At 73.1% G+C, this 12,982-nt stretch carries 14 protein-coding genes; all 14 read left to right on the top strand.

What is annotated here, in order from left to right:
* Positions 1 to 17 precede the first annotated feature (17 nt).
* The 14 genes from tilS (at position 18) to panC (ending at position 12,912) form a co-directional block, all read left to right on the top strand.
* Entirely contained in the window at positions 18 to 1,097 is a 1,080-nt protein-coding gene (gene tilS, locus ACFWGP_RS06815; protein ID WP_376930470.1) for a tRNA lysidine(34) synthetase TilS, read from the top strand.
* A 23-nt stretch (positions 1,098 to 1,120) separates the two neighbouring features.
* Positions 1,121 to 1,672 (top strand): hypoxanthine phosphoribosyltransferase, encoded by a 552-nt coding sequence (gene hpt / locus ACFWGP_RS06810; protein ID WP_231430000.1) that lies wholly within the window; start codon positions 1,121 to 1,123, stop codon positions 1,670 to 1,672.
* 41 nt (positions 1,673 to 1,713) lie between these two features.
* Complete coding sequence (locus ACFWGP_RS06805) at positions 1,714 to 3,417, top strand: MFS transporter (protein ID WP_231430001.1); 1,704 nt, start codon at positions 1,714 to 1,716, stop codon at positions 3,415 to 3,417.
* A 31-nt stretch (positions 3,418 to 3,448) separates the two neighbouring features.
* On the top strand, positions 3,449 to 4,165 hold the full coding sequence (locus ACFWGP_RS06800) for a DUF2652 domain-containing protein (RefSeq protein WP_231430002.1): 717 nt from the start codon (positions 3,449 to 3,451) through the stop codon (positions 4,163 to 4,165).
* Between the two features lie 65 nt (positions 4,166 to 4,230).
* A complete protein-coding gene (gene ftsH / locus ACFWGP_RS06795) occupies positions 4,231 to 6,249 on the top strand; it encodes an ATP-dependent zinc metalloprotease FtsH (protein ID WP_376930469.1) in 2,019 nt (672 codons plus the stop codon).
* A 21-nt stretch (positions 6,250 to 6,270) separates the two neighbouring features.
* Positions 6,271 to 6,864: a GTP cyclohydrolase I gene (folE, locus tag ACFWGP_RS06790; RefSeq protein WP_231430004.1), complete on the top strand. Its 594-nt coding sequence runs from the start codon at positions 6,271 to 6,273 to the stop codon at positions 6,862 to 6,864.
* Positions 6,857 to 7,705: a dihydropteroate synthase gene (gene folP / locus ACFWGP_RS06785; protein WP_376930468.1), complete on the top strand. Its 849-nt coding sequence runs from the start codon at positions 6,857 to 6,859 to the stop codon at positions 7,703 to 7,705. Before folE ends, folP begins: the two co-directional genes overlap by 8 nt.
* On the top strand, positions 7,698 to 8,078 hold the full coding sequence (gene folB, locus ACFWGP_RS06780) for a dihydroneopterin aldolase (protein WP_231430006.1): 381 nt from the start codon (positions 7,698 to 7,700) through the stop codon (positions 8,076 to 8,078). The genes folP and folB overlap by 8 nt, the downstream gene beginning before the upstream one ends.
* Complete coding sequence (folK, locus tag ACFWGP_RS06775) at positions 8,075 to 8,560, top strand: 2-amino-4-hydroxy-6-hydroxymethyldihydropteridine diphosphokinase (protein WP_231430007.1); 486 nt, start codon at positions 8,075 to 8,077, stop codon at positions 8,558 to 8,560. The genes folB and folK overlap by 4 nt, the downstream gene beginning before the upstream one ends.
* A complete protein-coding gene (locus ACFWGP_RS06770; protein ID WP_231430008.1) occupies positions 8,557 to 9,030 on the top strand; it encodes a DUF3180 domain-containing protein in 474 nt (157 codons plus the stop codon). The genes folK and ACFWGP_RS06770 overlap by 4 nt, the downstream gene beginning before the upstream one ends.
* A complete protein-coding gene (locus ACFWGP_RS06765; RefSeq protein ID WP_376930467.1) occupies positions 9,023 to 9,514 on the top strand; it encodes a PH domain-containing protein in 492 nt (163 codons plus the stop codon). The genes ACFWGP_RS06770 and ACFWGP_RS06765 overlap by 8 nt, the downstream gene beginning before the upstream one ends.
* Positions 9,511 to 11,298 (top strand): PH domain-containing protein, encoded by a 1,788-nt coding sequence (locus ACFWGP_RS06760; protein ID WP_376930466.1) that lies wholly within the window; start codon positions 9,511 to 9,513, stop codon positions 11,296 to 11,298. Before ACFWGP_RS06765 ends, ACFWGP_RS06760 begins: the two co-directional genes overlap by 4 nt.
* Positions 11,288 to 12,040, top strand: coding sequence for a Rossmann-like and DUF2520 domain-containing protein (locus tag ACFWGP_RS06755; RefSeq protein ID WP_231430011.1), 753 nt, complete (start codon positions 11,288 to 11,290; stop codon positions 12,038 to 12,040). Before ACFWGP_RS06760 ends, ACFWGP_RS06755 begins: the two co-directional genes overlap by 11 nt.
* Positions 12,037 to 12,912 (top strand): pantoate--beta-alanine ligase, encoded by an 876-nt coding sequence (gene panC / locus ACFWGP_RS06750; protein ID WP_376930465.1) that lies wholly within the window; start codon positions 12,037 to 12,039, stop codon positions 12,910 to 12,912. Before ACFWGP_RS06755 ends, panC begins: the two co-directional genes overlap by 4 nt.
* Positions 12,913 to 12,982: the final 70 nt, after the last annotated feature.

The following is a 12,982-nucleotide window of genomic DNA, read 5'->3' as shown; positions in this document are numbered from 1 at the left end:
GGAATAAGGTTACCCCGATGCCTTCAGACCAGCACATGGATGCCTCCGGCCCACGTCGCCCGCGACTGACCCCGCCGATCGCCGACGTGCGGCGCGCGGTGCGCGCCGCTCTGGGTGGAGGTGCGCCGCCGCAGGCGCCGCGCCCCGAGACCACGACCGGGCAGTCGCTCGTGCTCGTCGCGCTCTCCGGGGGCGCCGACTCGCTCGCGCTCGCCGCGGCCACCGCGTTCGAGGCGCCCCGCGCGGGCCGGCGGGCGGGCGCCGTGATCGTCGACCACGGCCTCCAGCCGGAGTCCGGGGATGTCGCGGAGCGCGCCGCTCGCGCCGCTCGCGAGCTCGGGCTCGACCCGGTCGTCGTGCGCCGGGTCGACGTCACAGCGGGCGCCGGCCCCGAGGCATCCGCCCGTGACGCGCGCTACGCCGCGCTCGACGAGGTCGCCCGCGAGACGGGTGCGGCGCTCGTGCTGCTCGGCCACACGCTCGACGACCAGGCCGAGACCGTGCTGCTCGGCCTCGCCCGCGGGTCGGGGGCGGCGAGCCTGTCGGGCATGGCGCCCGTGACGGGGCGGTACGCGCGGCCGCTGCTCGGCATCCGCCGGGCGACGACGCGTCGGGCCTGCCTCGACGCCGGGCTCGAACCGTGGGACGATCCGCACAACCTCGACCCCGCGTACGCCCGGGTGAGGGTGCGCGAGCAGGTGCTGCCCGTGCTCGAGCGAGAACTCGGCCCCGGCATCGCCGAGGCCCTCGCGCGCACGGCCGAGCAGCTGCGCGAGGACGAGGCGGCGTTCGCCGAGCAGATCGAGGAGTTCATCGAGGAGATCTGCGAACCCGCCGAGGCGGGCATCGCCGTCTCGGCGGCCGCGCTCGGCGCGAACCCGGCGGCGCTGCGGCAGCGCATCATCCGGCACGTGGTCGCGAGCGAGTTCGGGGTGTCGCTCAGCCGGGCGCAGACGCTCGAGGTCGCGCGGCTCGTCACCGACTGGCACGGCCAGGGACCGATCGACCTGCCCGGGGGAGCGCTCGCCACCCGGGCCGGCGGCCATGTGGTCTTCTCCACGACGGGGTCGACCGAGATCATTCCACACGATCACTGAACCGCGATCGCTAGGATCGACGCATGGATGCGCGCGAGATTCAGGCCGACCTCACCGAGACCCTCGTCACCGAAGCCGAGATCCACGCGAAACTCGCCGAACTCGCCCGCCGCATCGAGGCCGACTACGACGGCAAGGACCTGCTGCTCGTCGGCGTGCTGAAGGGCGCCGTCATGGTCATGGCCGACCTGGCGCGCGAGCTGCGGCCGCACCTCAGCATGGACTGGATGGCCGTCTCGTCGTACGGCGCCGGCACCCAGTCGTCGGGCGTCGTGCGCATCCTGAAGGACCTCGACACCGACCTCACCGGCCGGCACGTGCTCATCGTCGAGGACATCATCGACTCGGGGCTCACGCTCAGCTGGCTGCTCGAGAACCTGCGCTCGCGCGGCGCGGCCTCGGTCGAGATCTGCGCCCTGCTGCGCAAGCCCGACGCGGCCAAGGTCGAGGTCGACGTCAGGTACCTCGGCTTCGACATCCCGAACCAGTTCGTCGTCGGCTACGGGCTCGACTACGCAGAGCGCTACCGCAACCTGCGCGACGTCGCGATCCTCGCCCCGCACGTCTACAGCTGACGGCACTCGACCGCCGGTCGGCCAGGCCCTAGGGTCGTGCCATGGGCGAGCAAGTGCGCCGAAGCCGACTGCGCGACGCCGCCGCCGCCTTCGCGTCGAACGCGCGCAACCCGAATCTCCGGCGTGCCCAGCTGAGCTTCCTCGGTGCATGGACCGCCGAATGGGCGTTCACCGTCGCCCTCGGCATCGTCGCGTACCGCGACGGCGGCGCGGCGGCCCTCGGACTCGTCGGGCTGCTGCGGATGGTGCCGTCGGCGATCTTCGCCCCGCTCCTGTCGCCGATCGCCGACCGAGGGCGGCGCGAACGCGTCCTCATCCTCGTCTCGACCGTGCGCGGCGCCGCGACGGCCGCCGCCGCGGTCGTCGTCGCCGTCGCGGGCCCGACGGCGGTCGTCTACGCGCTCGCCGTCGTGTCGACCGTCGCCGCCACGCTCTACCGGCCCGCGCACTCGGCCCTCCTTCCCTCGCTCTGCAGCACCGGGTACGAACTCGCGAGCGCGAACATGGTGCGCGGGCTGCTCGACTCGGCGGCGACGCTCGTCGGCCCGCTGGTGGCCGCGGTTCTCCTGCAGTTCACCGGGGTCGACGTCGTCTTCGCGGTCGCCGCCGCCGCCTCGTTCGCGGCGGCCGGCCTGCTCGTCGGGCTCCGCTACGAGGCACCGCCGCGACCGGCGGCGCCGAAGCGGCGCAGCCTCGCCGCCGAGGTGGTCGAGGGCGTTCGGGCCGCGACCTCGAACCGCGATCTGCTGCTGATCCTCGGGCTCGCCTCGGCGCAGGCGCTCACCCGGGGCGCGCTCACCGTGCTCTCGGTCGTGGTCGCGATCGAACTGCTCGGCACGGGCGAGCCGGGCGTCGGCGCCCTGATGACGGCCGTCGGGGTCGGCGCGGTGCTCGGTTCGCTCGGCGCCTCGCTGCTCGTCGGCTCGCGGCGCCTCGGCGCGTGGTTCGCGGTTGGGGTCGCGCTCTGGGGGCTGCCGCTGGCGCTCGTCGGACTCGTGCCGCAGCAGTCGGCGGCGCTCGGCCTGCTCGCCTTCATCGGCGTCGGCAACGCCCTGATCGACGTCGCCGGCTTCACGCTCATCGGCAGGCTCGCGCCCGACGAGGTGCTCGCCCGCGTGTTCGGCGTGCTCGAGAGCCTCGTCGCCGTCTTCATCGGCATCGGCGCCGTCGTCGCCTCGACGCTCATCGACCTGACGGGCGTGCAGGCGACGCTCATCTCGATCGGGCTCGTCTGCCCGCTGCTCGCCCTCGCCGCCTGGCGGCGCCTCCGCGGGCTCGACCGCACCGTCGACGTGCTCGACGGCGATGTCGCGCTGCTGCGCCGCGTGCCGATGTTCCGCACGCTGCCCCTGCCGGCCGTGGAGCAGCTCGCCCGCGGGCTCGAGCCGGTCGCCGTCGCCGACGGCGACCCGGTCTTCCGCCAGGGCGATCCGGGCGACCGGTACTACCTGATCGAAGACGGTGCGGCCGACGTCGTCGGCGACGGCCGGGTGGTGGCGTCGCTCGGCCCCGGCGAGGGGTTCGGCGAGATCGCGCTCCTCCGGCGCAGCCGACGCACCGCCACCGTCGTGGCGGTCGGCGCGCTCCGGCTTCGCGCGCTCACCTCGGATCGATTCCTCCCCGTCGTGCTCGGCTACACGCCCAGCGCCCGCCGGGCTGCGGCCGACGCCGACGACCTGCTCGAGCGGTTCGAGCCGCGCGAGCCGTTCGACGATCCGCCCGCGACCCCCGATTCGCGGGGTTGATGCCGCCCCGGATCGATGACAGCCTGTCGACATGGAGTCCGGCCGGGCGGTACTGCTGATCGCCGACATCGGGGGCTACACCGACTACATGAGCTCACATCGGTTCAGCCTCGCGCACGCCGAGGTGAACACCGCGCGCATGCTCGACAAGATGATCGACGCCGCACCCGGCTACGACCTCATCGAGATCGAGGGCGACGCCGCGTTCCTCTCGCGCCCCGCAGGTGGCCGCGACCCCGAATCCGAGGTCGCCGGGGTCCTGCAGGTCGCGGTCGCCATGCACCGGGCCTTCCACCTCGAGCGCCAGAACGTCGCGGCGAACCTCTGCCCGTGCGCGGGCTGCAAGGAGGCCGCCGAGCTCAAGCTCAAGTTCGTCGCGCACGTCGGGGATGTCGCGACCCAGACCATCCGCGACCGGGTCAAGCTCGTCGGCATCGACGTCATCCACGTGCATCGCATGCTCAAGAACCCCGTCGCCATCTCGGAGTACGTGCTGCTCTCCGACGAGCTCCACCGCGGCGGCGGGAGCGCCCTGCCCGCGGCGGTGCACGAGATCTCGCAGGAGCTCGAGGGCATCGGCACGGTGCGCGCGTACTTCGTCGACGTCGGCGACCTCGACGGCGAGCTCCCGCCGCTGCCGGGGCCATCCGTCCGAGGGCGCCTCGGGCGCACCTTCGCGGCCGCCGGTCTCGGCATGCCGTACCTGCTGGGCCTGCGCCGGAGCCGGCGCGCGACCGCCGCAGGCTGAGCGCTGCGCGCTTTCAGCGAACAGGCAGCCGCCGCCCAGTGGGGCCGAGGTAGCCTTGCAAGATCATGAACATGAAGAAGGTCTTCCGCGGGCCGATCATCTACATCCTGCTCGCGATCGTCGCCGTGTGGATCGGTTCGAGCCTGATCACGGCGTCCGGGTTCAAAGAGGTGTCCACGCAGAAGGGCCTCGAGCTGCTGAGCGACGGCAAGGTCGCCGCCGTGAAGATCGTCGACGGCGAGAACCGGGTCGACCTCACCCTCGCCAAAGAAGACGAGAAGCTCGGCAAGCAGGTGCAGTTCTACTACGTGACGCCGCGCGGCACCGACATCGTCGACGCGGTCGACGATGCGAACCCGAAGGACGGCTACAACGACGAGGTGCCGCAGCCGAACTGGTTCATGTCGATGCTCGGCATCCTGCTGCCGCTCCTCCTGATCGGCGTCTTCTTCTGGATCATGCTGTCGGGCATGCAGGGCGGCGGCAACCGCGTCATGCAGTTCGGCAAGTCGAAGGCGAAGCTCGTCTCGAAGGAGAGCCCGAAGGTCACGTTCGCCGACGTCGCGGGCGCCGACGAGGCCATCGAGGAGCTGCAGGAGATCAAGGACTTCCTGAAGGAGCCGGCGAAGTTCCAGGCCGTCGGGGCGCGCATCCCGAAGGGCGTGCTGCTCTACGGCCCTCCCGGCACCGGCAAGACGCTGCTCGCGCGCGCCGTCGCGGGCGAGGCGGGCGTGCCGTTCTACTCGATCTCGGGTTCCGACTTCGTCGAGATGTTCGTCGGCGTCGGCGCGAGCCGCGTGCGCGACCTGTTCGACCAGGCGAAGCAGAATGCCCCCGCCATCATCTTCGTCGACGAGATCGACGCGGTCGGCCGCCACCGAGGCGCCGGCATGGGCGGCGGGCACGACGAGCGCGAGCAGACGCTCAACCAGCTGCTCGTCGAGATGGACGGCTTCGACCCCAAGACGAACGTCATCATGATCGCGGCGACGAACCGCCCCGACATCCTCGACCCGGCGCTGCTGCGTCCCGGCCGCTTCGACCGCCAGATCGGCGTCGACGCGCCCGACATGAAGGGCCGCCAGCGCATTCTCGAGGTGCACTCGATGGGCAAGCCGCTCGCGAAGGGCGTCGACCTCGAGGTGCTCGCGCGCAAGACGCCGGGCTTCACGGGCGCCGACCTCGCGAACGTGCTCAACGAGGCCGCCCTGCTCACCGCTCGCTCCAACGCGCAGCTCATCGACAACCGGGCTCTCGACGAGGCGGTCGACCGCGTCATCGCCGGCCCGCAGCGTCGCACCCGGGTCATGAAAGACAAGGAGAAGCTCATCACCGCGTACCACGAGGGCGGCCACGCCCTCGCCGCGGCGGCGATGAACTACACCGACCCGGTCACGAAGATCACGATCCTGCCGCGCGGCCGGGCCCTCGGCTACACGATGGTCATGCCGCTCGAAGACAAGTACTCGGTGACCCGCAACGAGCTGCTCGACCAGCTGACGTACGCCATGGGCGGTCGCGTCGCGGAGGAGATCGTGTTCCACGACCCCTCGACCGGCGCCTCGAACGACATCGAGAAGGCGACCGCGACCGCACGCAAGATGGTCACCGAGTACGGCATGTCGGCCAACGTCGGCGCCGTGAAGCTCGGCCAGTCGTCGGGCGAGATGTTCCTCGGCCGCGACATGGGGCACCAGCGCGACTACTCCGAGGGCATCGCCGAGAAGGTCGACGCCGAGGTGCGCACCCTCATCGAGCAGGCGCACGACGAGGCGTGGCAGGTGCTCAACGACAACCGCGACATCCTCGACAAGCTGGCCGCCGAGCTGCTCGAGCACGAGACGCTCGACCACAACCAGATCGCCGAGATCTTCAAGGACGTCAAGAAGCTGCCCGAGCGCCCGCTCTGGCTCTCGAGCGACAACCGCCCGGTGAGCGACCTCCCGCCGATCAGCTTCCCGACCGAGAAGCTGCCGATCGACTCGGGTGCCGTCGACGGCGGCGTCGACTCGGGCGGGGCCCCGAGCGAGGAGCCGGCCGCCGCGCGCGCGCCGCGCTCGAACCCCCGGCCCGCCACCGCGTAGGCCGAGACCGAAGGGCGGCCGATGGCCGGAGTCGACAACGAACGCATCGAGCGGGCCGTGCTCGAGATCCTCCTCGCGATCGGGGAGGATCCGGCGCGTCCCGGGCTCGAGCGCACCCCGCAGCGCGTCGCCGAGGCGTACGCCGACTTCTTCGGCGGCCTCGACGTCGACCCGCTGACGCACCTCGCCGACAGCGTGCCGCTCGGTGCCACCGAGGCCGGCGTGCCCGCGACGAGCGACGCCGTCGTGCTCCGCGACCTGGCGTTCCGCTCGGTGTGCGAACACCACCTCCTGCCGTTCGTCGGCACCGCCCACGTGGCCTACCTGCCCGGCGAACGGGTCGTCGGCCTCGGCCGCATCCCCGCCGTCGTCGACACGCTCGCCCGCCGGCCCCAGCTGCAGGAGCGCCTGACCGAGGAGATCGCCGACACCCTCGTCGCCGGCCTCGACCCGAAGGGCGTGCTCGTCGTGCTCGACGCGCAGCACCGCTGCGTGACGACTCGAGGGTCGCGCCAGGAGCGCAGCTCGACCGTCACGATCGCGAGCCGCGGCGCACTCGCCGAGCCGGCGGCGCGGGCCGAGATCATCGCACTCATCGGGGCGCACGATGGGTGAGCAGCGACCCGGCCTCCGGGCCGCTCGACCGGCGGCGGCCGTGCAGGTGATGGGCGTCGTCAACGTCACGCCCGACTCGTTCAGCGACGGGGGGCGGTGGTTCGACGCCGAATCGGCGATCGCCCACGGCATCGAGCTCGTGGCGCAGGGCGCCGACCTCGTCGACGTCGGCGGCGAGTCGACGAGGCCCGGCGCGTCACGGGTCGAGCCCGATGAGGAGCTCCGCCGCGTGGTGCCCGTCATCCGCGGGCTCACGGAACGAGGCATCCGGGTGAGCGTCGACACGATGCGCGCCGCGACCGCCCTCGCTGCGGTCGAGGCCGGCGCCGAGATCATCAACGACGTGTCCGCCGGCCTCGCCGACGAGGGCATGGCGCGCGTGGCCGCCGAGACCGGGGCCCGCTACGTGGCGATGCACTGGCGAGGGCACTCCGACCGCATGGACTCGCTCGCCGAGTACGACGACGTCGCCGCCGAGGTGCGCGACGAGCTCTCGGCGCGCGTCGACGCCCTCGTGGCCGTGGGCGTCGACGCCGATCGGATCATCCTCGACCCCGGGCTCGGCTTCGCGAAGCGCGGCGAGCAGAACTGGCAGCTGCTCGGACGGCTCGACGTGCTCGCCGGCCTCGGGCTGCCGATCCTCGTCGGCGCCTCGCGCAAGCGCTTCCTCGGGGCGATGCTCCCGGCCGAGGCATCCGTGGTCGAACGCGACCTGCCGACCGCGGTCGTCAGCGTGCTGTCGGCGCAGTCGGGAGCGTGGGGCGTGCGCGTGCACGACGTCGTCGGCACCCGCCGCGCGCTCGACGTCCTCGGGGCGTGGCAGAGTGGACGACGTGGCTGAACAGCGCGATCGACGCGACCGCATCACCCTGACCGGGCTGCGTGTGCGCGCCCACCACGGCGTCTTCGAGTTCGAGCGCGCCGAGGGGCAGGAGTTCGTGATCGACGTGACCGTCGCCGTCGACCTCGCGGCCGCAGCACGCGGCGACGACCTCGCGAGCACCGTGCACTACGGCGAGCTCGCCGAGCAGGTGGTCGCCGCCGTCGAACGCGACCCGGTCGACCTCATCGAGACGGTCGCCGAACGGGTCGCGGGCGTCGCGCTCGGGTTCACGGCCGTCGACGAGGTCGAGGTCACGGTGCACAAGCCGCAGGCGCCCATCGCCGTTCCGTTCGGGGATGTCTCGGTCACGATCGTGAGGCGACGGGCATGAGCCGCGCCGTCATCGCGTTCGGGGCGAACCTCGGCGACCGCGAGGCGACCATCGACGCCGCGGCCAGGGCGCTCGCCGACGCCGAGGGGGTCGAGCTCGTCGCGGTGTCGCCGATCTACGAGACGCCCGCGCTCAAGACGACCGGGGTCGACCACGACGCACCCGGCTACCTCAACGGCGTGCTCGTCGTCGAGACGGTGCTCGAACCGCACGCGCTGCTCGACGTGCTGCAGGGCATCGAGCACGAACAGGGTCGGGTGCGCGCCGAGCGCTGGGGCGACCGCACCCTCGACCTCGACCTCATCGACGTCGACGGGCTCGAGCTCGCCGACGAGCGGCTCGAGCTCCCGCATCCGCGCGCCTGGCAGCGGGCCTTCGTGCTGCAGCCGTGGCTCGACGTCGATCCCGACGCCGTGCTCGCCGGCCGGGGCAGCGTGGCGGCGCTCCGCGCCGAGGCATCCGACCAGGTGGTGCGGCGATGAAGCGCACCCACTTCTCGACCGTGCTCGCGTTCGTGCTCGGCGGCCTCGTCATCGGGTACCTCGGTGACCTCGCGATCGTGAGCGCCGGGGCGAAGGCGCTCGTGCCGCCGATCTCGCTCGCCATCACGCTCGTCGGCGTCGCCGCGATCGTCGTCGCGCTCGCGTGGCCGATCCGCCGGGCGGTCACGGGCAAGACGACGCGGCGGATCGATCCGTTCAGCGCGATGCGCATCGCCGTGCTCGCGAAGGCCTGCAGCCTGGCCGGCGCGCTCGTGCTCGGCGCGGGGCTCGGCATCGCGCTCTTCCTGCTGACGCGCACCGTGATGCCGCCGGCCGGCGTGGTGTGGCAGGCCGTCGCGACCGCGATCGGCGCGGCCCTGCTGCTGGCCGGCGGGCTCATCGCCGAATGGTGCTGCACGCTGCCGCCGCCCGAAGACCCCGACGAGAAAGAGGAGCACGCGCATGCCTGAGCCCGAAGGCGCGCACGTGCCCGACGACGCCTGGCGGCGGGTGTCGCCGAAGTACATCGTGGTCGAGGTCGTCGGCTCCCTCATCGGCATGGTCGTGTTCGTCGGCGGCTTCGTCGTCGTCCACCTGCTCTGGCAGCCGTGGTGGGCGCTCTGGGCGGCGGGGGCGGTCGCGCTCGTCTCGATCGTCGGCATCGCGCTCGAACCGCGGCGCGTGCGCTCGATCCGGTACCGCCTTCGTGACGACGACCTGCTCTTCCGTCGCGGCATCATGTTCCAGCGTCAGGTGGCGGTGCCGTACGGGCGCATGCAGCTCATCGACATCACGCGCGGCCCCGTGGCCCGTGCGCTCGGCCTCGCCGAGCTCAAGTTCGTCACGGCCGCGGCGGCCACCGCGGTGACGGTGCCCGGCATTCCGATGGAGGAGGCCGACCGGCTCCGCGACGAGCTCGTCGCGCTCGCCGAGACCCGCCGGGCGGGGCTGTGAGCGCACCCGCGCGCCCGGCGCCGGTGACGAACCTCGCCGACGGCGAATGGCACCGGCTCCATCCCGCGAGCCCGCTGCTGCGCGGCGGCCTCGTGTTCATCGCCGTGCTCGGCTTCGTGATCGCGAACCTGCGCGAGCGCGCGGTCGACCTGCTGCTGCCGGTCTTCGCGCCCGAGGCCGACGAAGAACTGGGGCCGCGCTACGACGAGTGGCAGAGCGACTGGGTGAACGACCCGATCGGCGGGGTCGTGTCGCACGGACTCGTGGGGTGGGCGCTGCTCGCGGTGGCGGTCGTCATCGTCGCCGTGATCATCGGCTTCTGGATGTCGTGGCGGATGCACACGTTCCGGGTGACCCGCGAGGCGGTCGAGGTGCGCCGCGGCATCCTCTTCAGGTCGCACCGCAGCGCGCGGCTCGACCGCATCCAGGGCATCAACGTCAGCCGGCCCCTGTTCGCCCGGCTCTTCGGCACCGCGAAGCTCGAGGTCTCGGTCGCGGGCCAGTCGGGCAACGTCGAGCTCTCGTACCTCGGCTCCTCGCTCGCCGACGGACTGCGCGCCGACATCCTCCGGCTCGCGTCGGGCGTGCGGGCCGAGCGTGCGGCGGCCGACGCCGCCGCCCGAGAAGCGACCGCGCCGAGCCATGCGGCACCGGCTGCCGCCGCGACCGCCGCGGCAGCCGCCACGATCGACGCGGTCGTCGCGCCGGCCGGAACCGGCGCCCGACCCGACGGAACGGGCGACGGGGCACCCGCAGCCCCCGGCACCGTCGAACCGGGCGCGGCGCCCGCCGGGCCTTCCCGCCAGGCCGTCGGCGCCCGCGCCGGAGCCCTCGTCAACCAGCGGGTCGACGAGTTCCTCGCGCCCGAGCTCGACCCCGACCTCGCCCCGCCCGAGTCGGTCGTGCACCTGCCGATCCCGCGGGTGATCGGTTCGACCGTGCTCGGCGGCTCGACGATCTGGGCGGCGATCCTCATCGCGATCATCGCCGTCGGGGTCTCGACCGGGCAGACGTGGGTGCTGTTCAGCTTCGTGCCCGCGGCGATCGGTCTCGTGAGCTACATGTGGTCGCGCATCACGAAGTCGCTGCGCTACTCGATCGCCGGCACCCCCGACGGCGTCCGCATCGGCCACGGCCTGCTGTCGACCGGCAACCAGACGATCCCGCCCGGCCGCATCCACGCGATCGAGGCGACGCAGTGGGTGTTCTGGCGTCCGTTCGGCTGGTGGTCGATCCGCATCAACGTGGCCGGTCACTCCGTCGCGAACTCGAACGAGGCGGCGCAGCGCACGACGGTGCTGCCGGTCGGCACCGTCGCCGACGTGCACCGCGTGCTCGCCCTGCTGCTGCCGGATGCCGCGGCCGAGGTCGACCCGCTCGTCGGCGCCGGCCTCACCGGGCGCGGGGCGGGCGCGGGCTTCTCGTCGACCCCGCGGCGCGCCGCGTGGTTGAGGCCGTTCTCGTGGCGCCGCATCGGTTGGGCCGCGGCCGACGGGGTCGCGCTCATCCGCCGGGGCGCGCTCGTGCGCAGCCTCACGCTCGTGCCGCTCGCCCGCATGCAGTCGGTCGCGGTGTCGGCGGGGCCGATCGATCGCACGCTGCGGTTGTCGGCCCTGCGCCTGCACACGGTCACCGGCCCCGTCAGCGCCGTGCTGCCGGTCGTCGACCGCGACGAGGCGAGCGTGCTCTTCGAACGGCTCGCCGACGAGGCCGTCGCCCGCGCCGCGAGCGATACGACGCACCACTGGGGTGCCCTGCCCGGAGGAGCTCCCGATGCCGGCTGAACGTGCAGGACGACTCGGGGTCGGCACGATCGGCGCCGGCCGCGTCGGCGCCGTGCTCGCCGCCGCGCTCGGCGGCGCCGGGCACGCCCTGACCGGCGTCGCCGCCGTCTCGGACGAGAGCCGCGAGCGTGCCGCCGTGATGCTGCCCGGCGTGCCGGTGCTCGAGGTGCCGGTCATCGTCGAGCGCAGCGAGCTCGTCCTGCTCGCGCTGCCCGACGACGAGCTCGAGGGTCTCGTGGCGGGGCTCGCCGACGCGGGCGTCTGGCAGCCCGGGCAGCTCGTGCTGCACACCTCGGCGGGGTTCGGCACGAGTGTGCTCGAGCCGGCCCGCCGCGCCGGGGCGATCCCGCTCGCGGTGCACCCGGCGATGACGTTCACGGGCACGAGCATCGACCTCGCCCGGCTGCCCGGCACTTGGTTCGCCGTCACCGCGCCGTCGCCCGTGCTGCCGATCGGGCAAGCCCTCGTCGTCGAGATGGGCGGTGAGCCGTTCATCGTCGCCGAGGCCGATCGGGCCGCATACGGCGACGCGGTCGACACCGTCGTGTCGTTCTCGAGCGCGATCGTCGACCAGGCGAGCACGCAGCTCGACGCGATCGGGGTGCCGCGTCCCGGCGCCGTCCTCGCCGCGCTCGCGCGGAGCGCCGTCGAGAACGCCCTCGCCCGCCACGACCGCGGGCCGTTGCCCGACGGTACGATCGACGGGGCCGGATTCGACCGGCCGCTGGGAGGTGGCGCGTGAGCGCGATCGACGCCCGACCCGAGGGCACGCGCGTGGTCCCGACGATCGCCGAACTGCGCGCCGTCATCGCCGACGAGCGGCGGGGCGGGGCGACCATCGCCTTCGTGCCGACGATGGGTGCGCTGCACGACGGACACCTGGCACTCGTCGCCCGCGCGCGCGAGCTCGCCGACGTCGTCGTCGTCTCGATCTTCGTCAACCCGCTGCAGTTCGGGCCGGGCGAGGACCTCGACCGCTACCCGCGCACGCTCGACGCCGACGTCGCGGCCCTCTCCGGCCTCGAGGTCGAGGTCGTGTTCGCGCCGACGGCGGCCGAGATGTATCCCGACGGGCAAAGCTCGACGCGCGTCGTCGCGGGCGAGGTCGGGGCGCTGTACGAGGGCGCTTCGCGCCCGGGGCACTTCGACGGCATGCTCACGGTCGTGCAGAAGCTCTTCCACATCGTCGCCCCCGACGTCGCAGTGTTCGGCCAGAAGGACGCGCAGCAGGTGTTCCTCGTGCGCCGGATGGTGCGCGACCTCGACCTGCCCGTCGAGATCGAGGTCGTGCCGACGGTCCGCGAGGGCGACGGTCTCGCGCTCTCGAGTCGCAACCGCTTCCTCGACGAAGACGAGCGGCGCACCGCGCTCGTGCTCTCCGAGGCGCTCGCCGCGGCCGCCGACTCGGCGGCCGACGGGGTCGACGAGGCGCTCGCCGAGGCGGTGGCCGCGTTCGGCGACCACGACGGCGCCGAGCTCGACTACTTCGTGATCGTCGACCCTGCGACGTTCCTGCCGGTGGCGACGGATGCCTCGGGGCCGGCGCTCGCGCTCGTCGCGGCGAGGGTCGGCGCGACCCGCCTGATCGACAACCGGCTGATCGAACTCGGCTGATCGGGCCGCCTGCGGGCGGCAAGTAGGCTTGAGCACGCACCCGGATCCTGCTGCGGCAGGCACTGCCCGC

The organism is Agromyces sp. NPDC127015, assembly GCF_042725165.1.
Taxonomy (GTDB): domain Bacteria; phylum Actinomycetota; class Actinomycetes; order Actinomycetales; family Microbacteriaceae; genus Agromyces; species Agromyces chromiiresistens.
This window is presented reverse-complemented; position numbering and strand designations above follow the sequence as displayed.

Bases quoted from the DNA above. Each gene is read 5' to 3' on its own strand.
- tilS (WP_376930470.1), top strand. From the start codon at position 18: ATGCCTTCAGACCAGCACATGGATGCCTCCGGCCCACGTCGCCCGCGA.
- hpt (WP_231430000.1), top strand. From the start codon at position 1,121: ATGGATGCGCGCGAGATTCAGGCCGACCTCACCGAGACCCTCGTCACC.
- ACFWGP_RS06800 (WP_231430002.1), top strand. From the start codon at position 3,449: ATGGAGTCCGGCCGGGCGGTACTGCTGATCGCCGACATCGGGGGCTAC.
- ACFWGP_RS06755 (WP_231430011.1), top strand. From the start codon at position 11,288: ATGCCGGCTGAACGTGCAGGACGACTCGGGGTCGGCACGATCGGCGCC.
- ftsH (WP_376930469.1), top strand. From the start codon at position 4,231: ATGAACATGAAGAAGGTCTTCCGCGGGCCGATCATCTACATCCTGCTC.
- folK (WP_231430007.1), top strand. From the start codon at position 8,075: ATGAGCCGCGCCGTCATCGCGTTCGGGGCGAACCTCGGCGACCGCGAG.
- ACFWGP_RS06765 (WP_376930467.1), top strand. From the start codon at position 9,023: ATGCCTGAGCCCGAAGGCGCGCACGTGCCCGACGACGCCTGGCGGCGG.
- ACFWGP_RS06805 (WP_231430001.1), top strand. From the start codon at position 1,714: ATGGGCGAGCAAGTGCGCCGAAGCCGACTGCGCGACGCCGCCGCCGCC.
- folE (WP_231430004.1), top strand. From the start codon at position 6,271: ATGGCCGGAGTCGACAACGAACGCATCGAGCGGGCCGTGCTCGAGATC.
- folP (WP_376930468.1), top strand. From the start codon at position 6,857: ATGGGTGAGCAGCGACCCGGCCTCCGGGCCGCTCGACCGGCGGCGGCC.
- ACFWGP_RS06770 (WP_231430008.1), top strand. From the start codon at position 8,557: ATGAAGCGCACCCACTTCTCGACCGTGCTCGCGTTCGTGCTCGGCGGC.